The sequence below is a fragment of the Nitrospira sp. genome (assembly GCA_029194665.1).
Taxonomy (GTDB): Bacteria; Nitrospirota; Nitrospiria; order Nitrospirales; family Nitrospiraceae; genus Nitrospira_D.
Genome location: JARFXO010000007.1, coordinates 236,912 through 252,820 on the forward strand (window position 1 = coordinate 236,912; position 15,909 = coordinate 252,820).

Sequence of the window (15,909 nt, forward strand, 5' to 3'; positions counted from 1 at the left end):
CGTTCGCACAGCCGGTCGCACCGACCATGGTGAAGTCGGTTCAGCTCAAGAGTTCGACCGCCACGGCGACCGCCTCTCCGCCGCCGATGCAAGGGCTTGCGATCCCTCGCTTCAGACCCATCCGCTTCAGTGCGTACAGCAACGTGGTCAACATTCGAGCACCGGTCGCGCCGAGGGGATGGCCGAGTGCGACCGCCCCGCCATGGACGTTCAATCGGGCCGGATCGATCCTCAGTTCCTTCATGGCGGCCATCGGCACGACCGCGAACGCCTCATTCACCTCATAGAGATCGATCTGAGCCGCATCGACTCGCAGCTTGCTCAACAAGGCCGAAATGGCCTGGATCGGCGCGATGGTGAACCACTCTGGAGCGATCGCCTTTTGAGTGTACCCGAGGATTCTTGCCAGTGGGACCACACCCATCGACTCGGCTCGTTCCTCGGAGAGGAGCACCATGGCGGCCGCGCCATCGTTCATGCCGGAGGCATTCCCTGCCGTGATGGTTCCGCCCTGCTTAAAGGCTGGCTTGAGCTTGCGCAATTTGGCCTCGTCGAATCGTGCAAGCCGTTCATCATCGCCGACAACGATGGGCTTCGGTTTCCCCGGCACCTCAATCTCCATGATTTCGCCGCGGAACCAGCCTTCCTGCCTGGCCTTCAGCGCTCTACCATAGCTCTGCACCGCGAAATTGTCCTGTTCTTCGCGCGAGAGTTGATACTTTTCAGCGCACAACTCACCGCAGGCGCCCATGGAGAGGTTCCCGTACGGATCCCAGAGTCCATCCTTGATCATGCTGTCGGTGAGTTCTCCATGCCCCACTTGGTATCCGGACCTGGCCCGCTCCAGGATATAGGGAGCCCGGCTCATACTTTCCATGCCGCCTGCCACAATGACATCGGCGTCTCCTGATTGAATCGACTGGCAACCCAGCATGACGGCTTTCAACCCTGATCCACAGACTTTATTCACCGTCGTGGCACAGACGGTATCAGCGAGCCCCGCTCCCTTTGCTGCTTGCCTGGCAGGAGCCTGGCCAAGGCCTGCTGAAAGCACATTTCCCATAATGACTTCATCCACCGCTTCGGGCTGGACATGGGCCCGCCGCAACGCTTCCCCGATGACACGACCTCCCAACTCGGTGGCGCTCACGGTGCTCAGCGACCCGTTGAGATTCCCGATCGGCGTGCGTACTGCCCCAGCTATGATTACTTGTCGCACAACCCACCTCCTTGTTTGAGATTCGAGCGCTGATCCATAAAGAAGTGTTCCTAGATTGCTGCGACGTAGGATTTAGAGTGAGCGAGCCAATACTAGACTCATCCGATCCTGCTGTCTAGATCCTGTCCGTCCGCGAGCAGTTAGACGTCCCCCTCACTCAGAAGTGTCGGTTGCCGGATGACCTCTGAATCGATAAACCGAATAGTTAGGAAAGACGCCGAAATGCTGAGGAAAAGTTTCCGAGGTCCTCGATACCGACGAACCAACAGCACACTGACATAGATGGCATCACGTCATAGGCTAAGGGGCACGTCCGGTCGCCCCTTAGCCATAACACCACTGTTCTATGCAAGTTTCGGATTTACGAAGGAATCATCACGTTCAACACTTGCTTGTTGATCTCGCGAACGTATGTCCTCGACGGGGCCGCCACCGAGCGCTCGTAATATCCGAATGAGTTCTCGGCAATCGTCTCCGAATGTTTGAAGATTGGCTCGATCGCAGCCAGAACGACGCCGGTCGACTGCTTTGTCAAGCCTGGAATCGGACTTGCCACGCTCGACTGTCTCTGGGCCTCCTCTTGCTTCTGCGCTTGATCTTCCACCCAATCTTTCCACCAAGTCAGGACTTGACGCGACCCTGACAAGCCCTGTTTGAACGAATCCCTAATCAAGCGCTCGTTGTCTTCCTGCCATTGCAGGCACAGGTTCAAGCCTTGAAGATATCCGTCCTTCCAGTTCTTTGCCATTTCTCTGTACCCTTCCGTCACTCTTTCTCCGTTTGTCCCTTCAGTAGCCATGTCTGACCTCCTCAATTCTTGTTGTGTAGGTGATGGTTCCTTTTGTTCCTGTCGGCTCGTGTGCACTGCTTCTTTTGTAGCGACTGTCGCTACGGGAACCGGCGGCTCGAGCCGAGGGGCCGATTCGGTTCCGTGGCTCTTCCCGATTTCTTTGCCGATTTCTTTGTCGCCTCTCTTTGTGTGTTTTGCTGCCATAACCACCCCCTCTATCAACTACCAGCAATCAATTGGAGCCGACGCTTCTCGCGCAAGCCGTCGCGAGCGACAAGCGCGAATAATTTGCACTCCTAACACATCTCTTGCCTACGAGTCCAGAAAAATATTTCGAGGCTGATTCGCTGGGCAGGTGTGAGAGTCTGACTCGGATGAGACCACAGTCCTGACGCGACGCATCAGAACTTACTACAAAAGACTATCGCAGATCAAGTACCCCGTATCAGGTTTGGGCCGGGACGGGGGCTACATAATAGGAGAGGGGGCCCGTTCAGCCCTGCCAGAATTTAATACTGACAGTACTTAATGCTAGCTTTAAGAGAGATTCTTCCCTATACTCGCGGACCATTAGACCAGGGCCACTTGCTCCTACCGCAGCAAGTCGGTCGGCCCAGCTCATGTCGCAGTGAAGGAAATCAACGTCAGTCGCCTCCGAGCAATTGACCAGGAGAGGATGGCATTACGGCATCATGGTCCTACAGGAAAAGAGACCCACATCATGAAGGCTTGGACGCTCCATCTCAGCATCACCCGATCACACATTGCCCAACGACATTCATAGATCAGGAGGAGGTTCGCAATGCACAACGGATCGCGATCAAGAAAACTGGTTTCCTATGGAACGATGCTGCTCTTGTCATGGAGCCTGATGCTCATGGGATTGCCGGTTGCCTATTCGCAACCGACGTCCGAACAGCCTGTTCCGGCAGAACCGGTCCCCACAGAGCCGGTCCCCAGTCAGCAGCCACCTACCACGACGCCGACGGAAGCTGAACGGGCCAAGGGGGCCGAGCAGCTGAAAAAAGCCGAACCAACGAAAGGGGTCGAACCGGAAACGAGAATTGAACGGAAACTGGTGCGCCCGAGCGAAACGTATGTGGCAGGGTTCGGTGGCTATACCTTCGGCGGTGGGCTAAGTGACGTGGAAGGTACGGGAATCCTGTCCGGAGTTCGGGGCAATGATCGCGATCTTGCTAGTTCGGTCGTCTACGGTGGAAAGGTCGGGCATTTCTTCGGCGATCGAATGGATTGGTTGGGCCTGGAGATGGAGGCGTACAACACGACTCCCCATGTGGAGCAGGACGGTCAGTTGCCAGGGATCCACCAGCGAGTCACGACCTTGGCCTTCAATGTGGTCGGCCGGCTCAAATTCGGCTGTGAAACGAAAACAGAGCGAACAGAGACGCGAACGGAGCGAGCGGGGACGCGGACGGGTGAAGGCACCTACGTGGAGCGGAAGCATCCGACGACGGGAGAGCCGTACAGAGAACGGCGAGATCCGAGCACCGGAGACATATACATGGAATACATGGAGCGGCGAGATCCGAAGACGGGAGAGCTGTACGTGGATCGGGTAGATGCGAAAACGGGAGAGGTGATCCACGTGGAGCGAGCTGTGATGGAACGAGCTGTGAAGGCGACCCATGACATTCGCTATGAAACTCACTATGAGCGGGAGTTTTGCCGGTTGCAACCCTATGGCGGGGTAGGGCTTGGGGTCTTCTTTGCCCATCTGTCGAACAGCGGCAGCGGCGCCTCCGACAACGCTGTGCCGGGCTTCAATGCCTTGGCTGGTCTGCGCTATTTCATTACCGAGCGCATCGCACTGTTTGGTGAATATAAATACAATTTTGCGGCCTTCGATTACACCCCCGATGGCTCTCTCGGAGGAGCAGCAGGAGTGAAGGCCGACTACATGATTAATCATGTAGTCGGAGGGCTCTCGCTCCACTTCTAACAGGCCGCTAGGAAAAAGTAAGAATTACGTCGGGAGGGGCCGTCATGGCAAAGCCAAAGGCGAAGCAGCGAGGACGGTCCCTCTCATCCCCCCCATCTAAACGACAGCGGCCGAGCCGCCGAGACGCAAAGGACGTGCAAGGTCGAAAAGAGTTTGTCGCCTATTCCTACCGCGAAGACCAGATCGAGGACGCCCTGGCGACGGGCAAGGACTCCGACCTACTGAAGTCCTATTTTGGCGAGACCCAGTATCAAGAGCTGCGAGGGCTGGCGACAGAGGCTCAACGTAGGACAGTCCGAGGTGGCCAGCGGGTGCTGATTTTGCCCGGCATCATGGGGTCGACGATCGGAAAAGGTCGTTCGATTCGTGACGATGTGTTGTGGTTTGATCCGGTCGATATTGCGCGGGGGAGGCTGACTCAGCTCGCCCTCGATGGGTCGACCAACAATTTCACGGCATTGGGGGCCATTCCACTAGCCTATACAGGGTTGAGTTTGCGATTGAAGTCGGCGGGCTTCGATGCGGATTTTCACTATTACGACTGGCGAAAGGGCTTGGATGTCCTGGGGAAGGAATTGGTGGCTCAGCTGCAACAAGAACCAGCAGCACAGGTAGCGCTTGTGGCACACAGTATGGGAGGGTTGGTCGTGCGAGCGGCTGTGGCACGAGACTCGTCCGTGACAAGGAAGATCAGTCGTCTGGTGATGATTGGAACCCCGAACCATGGATCGTTCGCGCCGGTGCAAGCGATTCGGGCCGTCTACCCAGTGGTCAAGCAAGTCGCCGCCATCGATCTGGTGCACGATGCGGAGGAGCTGTCGTCGCTGGTGTTCACGACGTTCCCTGGTCTGTACCAACTGCTCCCGACCAAGGAGGTGTTCGACGACATCGATCTGTTCGATGTCGATTCCTGGCCGACCGAAGGTCCCAAGCCGCAGCAGTCCCTCCTGACACAGGTGCCGCCGGTTCAGCAGTCGCTCGCGCCGGCTGATGATCGATTCTTCCTCATCGCCGGCGTGAACCAGGAAACGGTCGTCGATGTGGAGCTGCGTGACAATGAATTCGTGTATGAGCAGTCCAACGAGGGTGATGGAACGGTGCCGAAAGCGTTTGCTGAACTGGAGGGAACGAAGACCTATTATATAGAAGAATCACACGGCAGTCTGCCCAACAATCGCACCGTCGCTCAAGCGACCATTGACATCCTGCAGCAGGGCGATACCTCGCTGTTGCCTCAGCAATGGGCACCGAGCCAGCGCAGCACGGCCCGCGCCCTGCCGGAGCAGGAGCTCCGCATCCCGGCCTATGGGGGTCGTAAAGGGAAGGAGTTGACCGAGCAGGACATTCGGCACGCTCTGGACGGCTTTGTCGCTCCTGACAGTCGGGAACAACCGGTTGTGGCTGGCGCCCCAGCCGCCGCGGCAGCAGCGCAACCAACTCTGCTTGAGCAGCCGTTGAATCAGGTGATCGTCGGCCGTCGAAGGCAGCATCGCCTCGACATCCGACTGGCGCTGGGCAGCATCACGGAGTTGGACAGTCGCGCCTACGTGTTGGGCATCTACCGCAATGTCGCTCCCAGCGGCCCGGCGGATGCGCTCGATGAACGGATGGGTGGGGCCATTAGAGATTTTACGGCGAGGCGGATGTTCGCCGGCAATGTGGGCGAGGTGTTCGTGATGCCGACCGGCCGCCACCCGCTCCAAGCGGACTTCATCATCTTCGCCGGGCTCGGCGACTTCGATCAGTTCAGCGATACCGTCTTGCAGGTAAGCGCAGAGAATATCGTTCGCACCTGTATCCGAACGAGCGTCGAAGAATTCGGCACGGTTTTGCTGGGAGGGCGGAGCGGCCAAGACATCGACAGGGCCTTGCAGGATTTGCTGACTGGCTTTTTCCGTGCGCTGAAAGATACGGACGGGGACCATTGGTTCAGACGAATTACGGTGTGTGAGATGAACCAGCAGCGCTATCAAGACATTCGCTCGGCACTCTTGCGGCTTGCGACCACTCCGCTCTTCGATGACATTGAAGTCACGTTCGATGAGGTGCGGCTCAAGCCTCCGTTGGTACCCAGCGGGCTTCGTGCTCCGAAAGGTCCCGAGCCGGCCTACTTGCTGGTCCGGCAGGAGACGCCCGATCAGGACAAGGGCATGCTCAGCTTGACGTCATCCATCCTGACGCCGGGATCCAAGGCCAGCGTCATCACGGATACGCAACAGCTTACGAGCGAGGACCTGGATCGGCACTTTAAAAAGGTGGAGTCGTCGTCCTTCAATCTTGACATGCTGACTCGATTCGGCGATGAGTTGGCGCAGCTCGTGCTTCCGCAGCGAATCCTCGCGGTACTGCCACAAATGAAACAGCAACATCTGGTCGTGGTGCATGATGCCCCATCCTCACGTATCCCTTGGGAGACGATCCAGATCGACGGATGGGCACCGGCGATCAGTCAGGGTTTGAGCCGGCGCTATCTTGCCGGTAACTTGTCGGTGGCGAAGTGGTTGGAACAGCGGCAGCGTACCGATAAGCTCAAACTCCTCCTCGTCGTGAACCCCACTCAAGATTTGCCGGGAGCCGAGAGGGAAGGGGAGCGGGTTGAGAGTCTCTTCAGCGCTCAACCGGGGGTCGTTGTTGAAAAAATCCATGGCCCACAAGCCACGAAGGCCGCGTTGCTGACGAAGTTCCAATCCGGTGCCTACGATGTCGTCCACTATGCCGGACATGCGTTCTTTGACCCTCGCATGCCGGCTCGCAGCGGCATTCTGTGCCACGGGAAAGAAATACTAAATGGCGCGGATTTGGCGGCTATCGGCAATCTTCCGAGCCTGGTCTTCTTCAATGCCTGTGAAGCGGGCCGTATCAGGAAGCCGCCGGAAAGGAAGCGGCGAGACCTCGATATGGATCAGCGCATCGAGCGGGCGGTGGGATTGGCGGAGGCGTTCTTGCGCGGAGGCGTGGCAAATTACGTGGGAACGTACTGGCCGGTCGGAGACCAGGCAGCTGAAGCCTTTGCGCAAACCTTCTACATGGAACTGTTACGGCAGAAGACGATCGGCGCGGCCCTCCTGGCCGGCAGAGAAAGGGTCCGCACCGAGCTCAAATCGATCGACTGGGCCGACTACATTCATTACGGCAGCTACGATTTCGCGCTGAAACAGACGTAAGACGCACGTCACTGGGGATGTGCTTTGAACATCAGGACCGCTTCGTGGTCTTCGTTCATCAAGACGAGTTGTCCGTCTTCGGCATTCCAGAGTCTCGTCCTTTCGAGACCGGTCAAGAATGCCCGCTCCTGTTCCATGAGCCCTGGGCAAAACTTTCGCGTGGTGGCCAAGCCGACAAATCTCACGTTCCGGTCCGCTGATTCGAAGTGCCCCTGTAAGCCATTGCAACCCGTAAAGCCCTCTACCTTTCGGCTACCTGAAACGAGGCGGAAATAGGCCCTGGGTCCTGAACCTGCCTGGACTGATCGATCACCAATTTGGATGAGCGCCCACTCGCGGTCCAGGAGGTCTGCCTGTTGCACCGTTCCATTCCCGATTCTGGTGGCCGTTCCACCGTGCGATGTTCCCTCACGAGGAGGCACTGAGAGTGGTTCTCCGAGCGGCCATATCAGCAGGCCGCTCGCGCCGACGAGATTATTCATCGCTGCTGACCGACTGACCTCGATGCCCATGAGGGCCATACCGAAAATGACAAGGCTGATGAACACAGGCGTCATGGCTCACTTGGCATGGTCATTGATCCACTTCACGTATTTCGACACACGGGCATAGACGCCCGGCTTATCTTCTCTTGCGCAACCTTCTCCCCAGCTCACCACACCGGCCAGCGCATACAGGTCGTTGTCCATCTTTACCGCCAATGGGCCTCCGCTGTCCCCTTGGCACGAATCCATCCCACCTTCCTGATGGCCCGCACACAGCATATTGTCGGTGATGGCGCCGTCATAGGAACCTTCAGCGTTGCATGTCTTCCTGTCCACAACAGGCACGGTCGCGCGCTGGAGCTTCGGCGAGACCTCACCGTTCTCTTTCGTGTATCCCCATCCGGTGATGAGGACCGGTTCACCGGCTTTCACCTTCGACTTTTCTTCCTGCGCGGTGATCAGGCGTATGGGCGCACGCAGGCTCGAGGCTTTCACGCGTCTGGAGAGCTTCAGCAAGGCCACGTCGTTGTCATTGGTATTGGCGTTGTATTTACCGTGAATGATGATTTGTTTGACCGAGCTTCGTTTCCCGCCCGACCTGAGATCATCGGTCCCTGAGATGATGTCGATTTGATCCGGCATGGTGCCTCGACTGACGCAATGCGCCGCCGTTAGGACCCAGTTGGGTTTGATCAGAGATCCGCCGCAGAAGTGTCCGGTCAGGTTTGAGGTGGATTCCGCCGCGACGATCGACACCTGCCAGGGGCTGTCCTTGATCTCCGCGTCCTCGCCGCCGACGATCCGCGGGCGAAACCGGATTCCTTCCAAGTGTCCCTTGCCCTCCGACCGGCTCACGGCGTCGATCAGCGGTACAGACCCCTTCTCTTCCAGTTCATTCACGGCCTTGTTGTATGATTCTTCCTTGACCGGCACCCCCGCGATGGCCGGAACGCCGATCAACAATGTGACGATGAGCATCAGGATCGACATCGTGCGCCTCCTTTTCTGAGATTGGTCCCGCACGCCACTTGGTGCCTGTGACGATACAGTACCTGGGTAGAGGTCACCTCTATAGGTGATTCCTCCTATGAAGTCAACCGCAGCTATTCTAAGCAGGCTGCGGAAAAACTCGATTACTGCACTTCGACGGGCTCAGTGCGAACGGAAAAACTCAGTAAATTCAATGGCCGCTCCGTTCGTCCTGAGGCTCTCGAAGGATGAACGGAGGGTTTTTCCGCAACCTGCTAAAAGTACGCAGCAGCGAAAAGAGGAGTGAAACAAAGTGGCAGAGAAAAACGGGAAAAGCAGACAACTCAGGCTGCTTTGTCTGAAAAACACGGAAAAGAGGAAGTAGGCGTCGTCCCGACGCTGCCGGCTTGACAGCCATTCACCCGGTCTGTACCTTCCTCATCCCATGAAGTGGGCCGCTCTCTGTACACTGATCGTGCTGATCGCTCTTGTGAGCGTGATGTTCGGCGGCGAGTATGTGCGCCCCACCATGAACGAGCCGCTTCCCAAGTGGAATCCTGAGTACGGATATCGCTTCGCCAATCTTCCGCCCTCGTTGGAGGGCAGCACGGACAGTCTCTTTCTCGTGGCCTCCTTCTCCGGAGGCGGCGCGCGCGCGGCCGCCCTCTCCTACGGCGTGCTGCCGGAGTTGGCCCGGACGCCGATCGTCTGGGAAGGCTATCGGAAAACTCTCGCCGACGAACTCAGTATCATCAACGCGCTCTCAGGGGGCAGCTTCACTGCGGCCTATTATGCCCTCTATCACGATCGGATTTTTCGGGACTTTGAATCTCGCTTTCTGCGAAAGGATTGGGAAGATGAACTGCGCACGCGGATCTTACATTCTCCCGGCAATTGGTTGCGGCTCCTGTCTCCCTATTTCGGGCGGGCGCACATCTTTGCCGAACTCCTGGACAAAGAACTGTTCGATGGGGCGACGTTCAATGATCTCGTCTCAAGCACTCAGCGGCCGATCGTCTTCATTCACGCCTCCGACATGGCCACCGTCTCGCGGTTCGAATTCAACCAGCGACAGTTCGACCTGATCTGCTCCGATCTCAGCAAGTTCCCGCTGGCGGTGGCGACCGCCGCATCGAGCGCCCTCCCTTTGGTTCTCAGCCCCATTTCGTTGAAGAACTACGCCGGACAGTGCGGACTTGACCCGCCGGCATACCTGACCGAGACCAAGCGTACCTCCTGGGGTCGAAGGCGCGCCGCCGAGCTACGGTCATATTTTGATTCCGAGAAGCGCCCGTACATCCATCTGTTGGACGGTGGACTGGCTGATAACCTCGGCATGCGCAATATGTTGGAACTCTCAGCCCTTGTGGAAGATCTCGACTCTACGTTCCAGATCCTCGGGGTGAAGAAGGTCCGAAAACTCGTGTTTCTGATGGTGAGCGCGGAGACCGATCCGAATCTGAGTCATTACCACCTGGATGAACTGCCCAGCCTCACACGGGTGTTGAATGCGTTGGTCGACATCCCGATCAACCGGTATTCCGACGACACCTTGGAGATGATGCACCAGGCCGTCACGCAGTGGCAGGTACAACTTCGCCAGCGTGCCAGGACCGAGAAGAGCGTCTTCGCACCCGATGCGGATATCTACTTGATCGACGCGAGTTTGTCGGAGTTGGAAGACCCGGAAGAACTATCGCGCCTTATGAGCATTCCCACGAATCTGGCACTGACCGGTGCTCAAGTGGACGACCTGCTGCTGGCCGCTTCCAAACTCGTCAGGACCGACAAAGAATTTCAACGCCTCCTACGGGACCTGGAGACGGAAGCTGCAAAAACTCCATTGATCAGTCGGCGGACCACTCATTGAGGCCGTCGCACGGCCCGGCGGGCCAGGGGATAGAGCAGCAGCCGGAGCACCGGCTTGGTGTAGATCTTCGACCAAAAGGCTCGCTGATTCCGTGCGCGGCTGCTGAGGCGCACGAGGAGGTCATACCCTGGTTGCCCCATGAATTCGTACCAGTAGCGATTGATCAGCGAGGTCCGCAGCTGACTGCCTAATGAAGTTCGGCACAATCGATCGTACTGCGAACCTTCAATGATACTGCGAGCGGCGAGGTGGCCGGAGACCATCGCCTGTCTGATGCCGAAGCCGAACAGATAATCCTGTAATCCCGCCGCCTCGCCGACGTAGCGTCGCCGGCCACTGACCAACGGCCTGGTCAGGTCAAACGTGCCGTAGCCGCCAAAGTGTTGCACGTTGCGCATCGTGAGGCCCACGAGATCCTGAACACGGGTTATGGTTCGCTCCAGACAGGCCTTGCCCGCTGAAAACTGATCGTAGAGCACCGTGGCCAACGTGCCTCGTCCCTCCGCGACCAGCAGGTAGGCATAGCCCTTGGGGGCGAGCCGGTTATCCAGCAGCACGGCCGCCTGCTCATGCATGTCGGTGTCGAAGACACAGCCGACGGCGATCGCGCAAGCCTGGCGGGGTCCCATCGCGACAATGTCTGTTTCTGTTTCCGTCGCAACACTCTCAAAGCGTATATCCACTCCGAGATCGAGCGCCTGCCGCTTCAGCGCGCTGTCCAGAGAACCGGGCTTCGCGCCTCGTCGAATCAGGTAGGCATGGGGTTCTGCAAACGTCACGTGCGCGGCGCTGCGCGGGCCGTACGACGATAAGCGGGTGATCGGTCGGCAGTAAAAGTCAGGCTGGATTCCGAGTCGGCGAATCGTGTCCAGGGTATCTTCTTCCGAGGTCCAGTTCTCCAACGCCTGATAATCTTCGCAGAACCGCATGCCCACGTCCGGCCGGCGCTCGTGCACGACGACCTGCTGCCCTGCACGGGCCAAGGTGATCGCAGCGGTTAAGCCGGCGGGACCGGCTCCTGCGATAGAGATGGGCTGAGACTGCTGCATGGCGGAGGATTATAGGCAGCCCTGGGCCTGACGTAAACGAAATGTGAGAGCAGATGAAAATCCAAGGAAAGTTCGATGGAGAATTGACTTCGATCCGTGCAAGCGCCAGGATGGACTTATGCGCCAAATTGCCAATCCTCCAAACCCATTTGAGTCGCACCATCGGGACCTGCTTGAACCGGCCGGCCCAGCCAAGCTGACAGTCTATGCGGACGACAGTCGGGAGATTTTAAGCCGTAACGAGAGCCCGGATTTACCTTTTCGATGGAGCGTGAATCCCTATCGAGGCTGCTTCCATGCCTGTGCCTATTGTTACGCGCGTCCTTCGCATGAGTATTGGGGATTCGGCGCCGGAACCGATTTCGAGAGCAAGATCGTGGTGAAGGAGGATGCACCGCAGCTGCTGCGGCGTGCCTTTGACAAGCCGTCCTGGCATGGAGAACTGATTGTGTTTTCTGGTAACACGGACTGTTACCAACCGCTTGAGGCAGAGTACGGATTGACCCGTGCCTGTTTGGAGGTCTGCGCGGATTATCGGAACCCTGTCGGTATCATCACAAAAGGCGCATTGATTCTTCGTGATCTGGACCTGTTGCTTCGGTTGCGCCGGGAAGCTTCGGTACTGGTGTATTTCAGTATTCCCTTCGCCTCGGACGATACGGCTCGCAAGGTGGAACCGCATGCGCCCTCGATCACGAAGCGGTTCTCGGCCATGAAGGCAGTTGCCGACGCCGGCATTCCGACAGGAATTTCCATTGCCCCTGTCATTCCCGGTCTTAATGATGATGATATTCCCTCCTTGCTGGATCGCGCCTATTGTGCCGGATCCCGTACTGCTACATATAACTTGGTGAGATTATCCGGCAGCCTGGAGCCGGTGTTCTTGGAACGGATGCAGGAGGCCTTTCCCGAACGGATCGGAAAGATCACCCATCGGCTCCGTGAGGTCAGGGGCGGGACGTTGTCCGAGAGCCGATTTTTCAAGCGGCAGGCCGGACAGGGACCCTATTGGGAGCTGATCGAGCAGTTATTCGCTCTTGCGAAACGGAGGGTGGGATTTCCTGAAGATGACATGACCATCATCCCTCAAACGTTTCGACGTCCAGGCGCTCAACAGATGTCGCTGTTTTGAAGAAAGCAGAGGAGACATGAAACATAATCCGGGGTTCTTACAACTTGTCGAACAGGCGAAACGACGCGTCAAGGAGTGTGGCGTGGCCGAGGTGAAGGCTCGTCTCGACCGGGGCGAGCGGTTCCATTTCATCGATGTTCGGGAGGATCACGAATTCGCCAAGGACCATGCTCGAGGCGCTCGACATCTTGGGAAGGGGATTATTGAGCGGGATATCGAGTCGGTGGTTCCTGATAAGCAGGACTCAGTCGTGCTCTATTGTGGCGGCGGCTATCGGTCGGCGCTGGCAGCTGATGCGTTGCAGCAGATGGGGTATGAGAATGTGCTCTCTATGGATGGAGGGATCAGCGCATGGCGGGAGGCAGGGTACCCGTTGGAATAGCTTGAGTGCCGTCCCAGGTTACTTGTTCACTCGATCGAACTCCTTTATCACCTGCTCGGTCAGATCGATTGTGTCCTTACTGTAGATCACGATCTTGACGGTCTGCTCGCTGCCTTTATCCACCACGAGCGCGACTCCTCCTTTTTCAGCGACCGTTTGTGTCGCAACGGAGATTTTCTTCATGTACTCGTCCACCAGCTCCTTCTGTTTCTTCTGGAGCTCCATGTTGAATTCCTGCGCACGCTTCTGAAAATCCTGGACCTTCGTTCGGAACTGGCCTTCCTTCTCTTTCTTTTCGGCGTCACTCCACTTGGGAGCTTGTTCCTTCAGTTGCTTTTCGTAATTGCGGAGGTCGTCCTCATCCTTCGCCAGAAGCTTCTGCCTGGTCGAGACATATTCTTTCAGTCCGTCTAGCGCTCGCTTCCCTGCCTTGGATTTTTCTAAGACGGACTGGGGGTCCACCACCCCCATCTTAAATTCCGCGGCTTGGATGGATGTCGCTGAGAGCGGAACAAGGAGAGCGAGCAGCACCGTCGGCAACAGGGTTTGCAAAGCAGGAATACGCATATCGTCTCTTGGGCCTCCTGACCTGAATGAGGGAACCGCGGCAGAATAACCGCGCCTAGTGGGTCTGTCAAGCGATCAGATGACTACCATGTATCAAAGGTGATCGACTCTTCTGCGATCCAGACCTCGACGCCATACTGCCATTTCAGGCGTCGCGCGACTGCTCTCATGGCGTGCTCATCCGCGTGCTTTGGATCGAAGGGATTCTGGATTTTCTGTATCTTTTCCTTTTTGAACGGAAGGGGATACCCAAGGTCCTTCATGGCGAGCGCCAAGATGTTCAGCTGAAAAACGCGTGGCGTTTGATTCAGTTCTACCAATACGACTTCCCCCGAACCATCTGAAGCGCGATGCGTTTGGAACAATTCAATCACCCGGCCTTTCAATTGGGAGCGTTGAAGGTCCGTGAGTTCTGGAAGAGCCAGTTCTACCAAGAGCGCGTTGGTGGCGCCATTGAACGACGGCATGTCCAGAAGCCTGCTTAGAAATCCCATCGGAATCCTCGCTGCAAGATCGTGAAGCTGTGATAGGGCGGCTTGTCCGTCCGACGAAGCGGCTAGGATTCAGCGAGTGTACTGAAACGGGCGGCGATTTTCCAGACTGCAAGAAGAGGGGGATGGTGAGCCTTGCAGCAGCTTCTATCGCTGATACCGAATTGTTTTCGGGTGTTCACGTACGCAATCCGCGGAGGCGATCCCAGCAGCCGCGTGAGCTTACGATGGAGAGGGGAGCTGGATCTGCTAGAGGTCAGGCTGCCTTACTACCCTTTAGGGCTCTCACTAGGGTGAGGTCAGAGTTCAGGTGAGAAAGGTTGGAGTGCAGGCTTTCGAACGACTCTGCCTCTTCCCAGTAATCGGGTTGGTCTTGCAGGTAGCCTAACCACTGCTGCTCATCCTCCAAGTAGTAATAGTTGATCACTTTCACGGAGCTCCCTCCTCAGCAGATTAAAGCGGCCGAAACAATGAAAGGGAACGGGAATCTTTGGTGAGAACACCCGCAAGGTTTGTACCAAAGACCACAGGAAAGGTCAGTGCTGATTTTTCATAAACATACAAAGGCGGAAGGCTTGGGGCACGAGATCGAGTAAGAGAACTGTATCTGAAACGATTTGGGCCCTGTATCAAAAGAGATTCTAACTGGTCATCAGGATCACGAATGGGAATGGGTAAGGGTTTCCTGGGTTTTGGAACGATCTGTTCGTCGCGGAGCTCCGCTTCGATGGCATCAATGATTTCTACCGAGGCTTGGAACTAGGGTTTCCACTCATCGTGACTCTATCCTCTCCAACCATCCAGCTTTCCTTGCTGGAGCTGACAGTCCACCGAGAACATTTCTATGGTGGCAGAAGCGGACATTATCACCGTGGGATTACACTCTCGCCTGCCCGCGTCAACCAAGTGCAGCTCTGCCAGTCACAGTTCGTAGGCGTTGTAAGCATGAATTCCAACGGAGTGGGGGGATCAATAAAACCGATGACTAAATGTGTGAGATGCTGCACATGGTCCACTGTGCGGATATGCTTTTTGTTGTGCAGGAGCCTGTAGAACCGAGCCGTTTCGTCAGGCTTTTGTTTGGTGCGAGGTTTGCAATGTTTACTGAGTAAATTTAAGCGGTGATGGAGTTCACCAAGAACCGTCCTCTCCACCGAGGGGAACGATGACTCCTACCTGACATCATCTGGTAGGAGTTTTTTATGGGCACCCTCGGTCGAGCCCTTTCCGCTTTTTCCTTTCCCCTTTCATTCGTACATTCTCCAGAGAGACGCAGCTCCGTTCTGCAGTCTCACGTCATCACGCCATTTCTGTCTGCACCAATGCAATCGATGTCGTTTTCCCCTGTAGGTCATTCCAAGTTTCTTTCCAAAGAAGGAGGTTCTCATGAAAGCTGTAGCCAAAATGGTTTGTACCGTCGCGTGCGGCTTTGTGTTGACTGTTGGCCTGTCAGATCAGACCACGTGGGCTGGAGACGAAACAAACGTCTCCCGTTCTGCTCAACGAATCGGCGGACAGGCCGGGCTGCCGTACGATCACGTCAAACAGGAGTTCGCGCCTGTCCAAGCTGAAGAACGGATTGGAGGGCAAGCTGGACAACCCTACGATCATCCTGAACAAGCACAGGTCCAAGCTGAAGAAGGAGTAGAGGGACAGGCCGGGGCACGAATCGGCGGACAGGCCGGGCGCCCCTACGATCATGTCAAACACCAACAGGCGTCTGTTCTACCTGAAGGACGAAGAGGGAGCAGGCCGGAGGGAACTATGGTCTCATCCAAACTAGAGTAGCGGCCTCGCTGCCACGAGTCCTGTAGGCCCTGAGTGTTGGCGC

14 protein-coding genes and 1 riboswitch are annotated in these 15,909 nt (G+C 56.8%); of the genes, 6 read left to right on the plus strand and 8 right to left on the minus strand.

The window, feature by feature from the left end:
* Window positions 1-40 precede the first annotated feature (40 nt).
* Window positions 41-1,219, minus strand: a complete 1,179-nt coding sequence (locus P0119_20880) for a thiolase family protein (protein ID MDF0668511.1) — start codon at window positions 1,217-1,219, stop codon at window positions 41-43.
* Between the two features lie 361 nt (window positions 1,220-1,580).
* Window positions 1,581-2,018, minus strand: a complete 438-nt coding sequence (locus P0119_20885) for a hypothetical protein (protein MDF0668512.1) — start codon at window positions 2,016-2,018, stop codon at window positions 1,581-1,583.
* Between the two features lie 793 nt (window positions 2,019-2,811).
* Between P0119_20885 and P0119_20890 the strand changes: the two genes are divergently transcribed.
* Both P0119_20890 and P0119_20895 read left to right on the plus strand, forming a co-directional pair.
* Window positions 2,812-3,969: a hypothetical protein gene (locus tag P0119_20890; protein ID MDF0668513.1), complete on the plus strand. Its 1,158-nt coding sequence runs from the start codon at window positions 2,812-2,814 to the stop codon at window positions 3,967-3,969.
* 44 nt (window positions 3,970-4,013) lie between these two features.
* Complete coding sequence (locus P0119_20895; GenBank protein MDF0668514.1) at window positions 4,014-7,133, plus strand: alpha/beta fold hydrolase; 3,120 nt, start codon at window positions 4,014-4,016, stop codon at window positions 7,131-7,133.
* Between the two features lie 8 nt (window positions 7,134-7,141).
* Here the strand turns inward: P0119_20895 and P0119_20900 are convergent, their stop codons facing one another.
* Both P0119_20900 and P0119_20905 read right to left on the minus strand, forming a co-directional pair.
* Window positions 7,142-7,690, minus strand: coding sequence for an META domain-containing protein (locus tag P0119_20900; protein ID MDF0668515.1), 549 nt, complete (start codon window positions 7,688-7,690; stop codon window positions 7,142-7,144).
* Window positions 7,691-7,693: 3 nt separating this feature from the next.
* The gene (locus P0119_20905) at window positions 7,694-8,608 is read right to left on the minus strand and encodes a serine protease (GenBank protein ID MDF0668516.1); all 915 of its coding nucleotides are present in this window, start codon (window positions 8,606-8,608) and stop codon (window positions 7,694-7,696) included.
* Between the two features lie 424 nt (window positions 8,609-9,032).
* On the opposite strand from P0119_20905, the gene P0119_20910 reads away from it, so the two are divergent.
* Entirely contained in the window at window positions 9,033-10,457 is a 1,425-nt protein-coding gene (locus P0119_20910; protein MDF0668517.1) for a patatin-like phospholipase family protein, read from the plus strand.
* Here P0119_20910 and P0119_20915 read toward each other — a convergent pair.
* A complete protein-coding gene (locus tag P0119_20915) occupies window positions 10,451-11,506 on the minus strand; it encodes an NAD(P)/FAD-dependent oxidoreductase (protein ID MDF0668518.1) in 1,056 nt (351 codons plus the stop codon). The two genes, P0119_20910 and P0119_20915, sit on opposite strands and share 7 nt — an antisense overlap.
* A 118-nt stretch (window positions 11,507-11,624) precedes the next feature.
* On the opposite strand from P0119_20915, the gene P0119_20920 reads away from it, so the two are divergent.
* Window positions 11,625-12,638 carry a PA0069 family radical SAM protein gene (locus P0119_20920; GenBank protein ID MDF0668519.1) on the plus strand — a complete coding sequence of 338 codons (1,014 nt, stop codon included), beginning with the start codon at window positions 11,625-11,627 and terminating at the stop codon, window positions 12,636-12,638.
* A 16-nt stretch (window positions 12,639-12,654) separates the two neighbouring features.
* Window positions 12,655-13,020 carry a rhodanese-like domain-containing protein gene (locus P0119_20925; protein MDF0668520.1) on the plus strand — a complete coding sequence of 122 codons (366 nt, stop codon included), beginning with the start codon at window positions 12,655-12,657 and terminating at the stop codon, window positions 13,018-13,020.
* Window positions 13,021-13,038: 18 nt separating this feature from the next.
* On the opposite strand, the gene P0119_20930 is transcribed toward P0119_20925, so the two are convergent.
* The 3 genes from P0119_20930 to P0119_20940 all read right to left on the minus strand — a co-directional run bounded on the left by P0119_20930 (window position 13,039) and on the right by P0119_20940 (window position 14,511).
* A complete protein-coding gene (locus P0119_20930; GenBank protein MDF0668521.1) occupies window positions 13,039-13,587 on the minus strand; it encodes an OmpH family outer membrane protein in 549 nt (182 codons plus the stop codon).
* An 83-nt stretch (window positions 13,588-13,670) separates the two neighbouring features.
* Window positions 13,671-14,054: a hypothetical protein gene (locus tag P0119_20935; protein ID MDF0668522.1), complete on the minus strand. Its 384-nt coding sequence runs from the start codon at window positions 14,052-14,054 to the stop codon at window positions 13,671-13,673.
* Between the two features lie 280 nt (window positions 14,055-14,334).
* Window positions 14,335-14,511, minus strand: a complete 177-nt coding sequence (locus P0119_20940) for a hypothetical protein (GenBank protein ID MDF0668523.1) — start codon at window positions 14,509-14,511, stop codon at window positions 14,335-14,337.
* A gap of 678 nt (window positions 14,512-15,189) precedes the next feature.
* Window positions 15,190-15,260: riboswitch (Fluoride riboswitch) on the plus strand.
* A gap of 204 nt (window positions 15,261-15,464) precedes the next feature.
* Here P0119_20940 and P0119_20945 point away from each other — a divergent pair.
* On the plus strand, window positions 15,465-15,866 hold the full coding sequence (locus P0119_20945) for a hypothetical protein (protein MDF0668524.1): 402 nt from the start codon (window positions 15,465-15,467) through the stop codon (window positions 15,864-15,866).
* Window positions 15,867-15,909 lie beyond the last annotated feature (43 nt).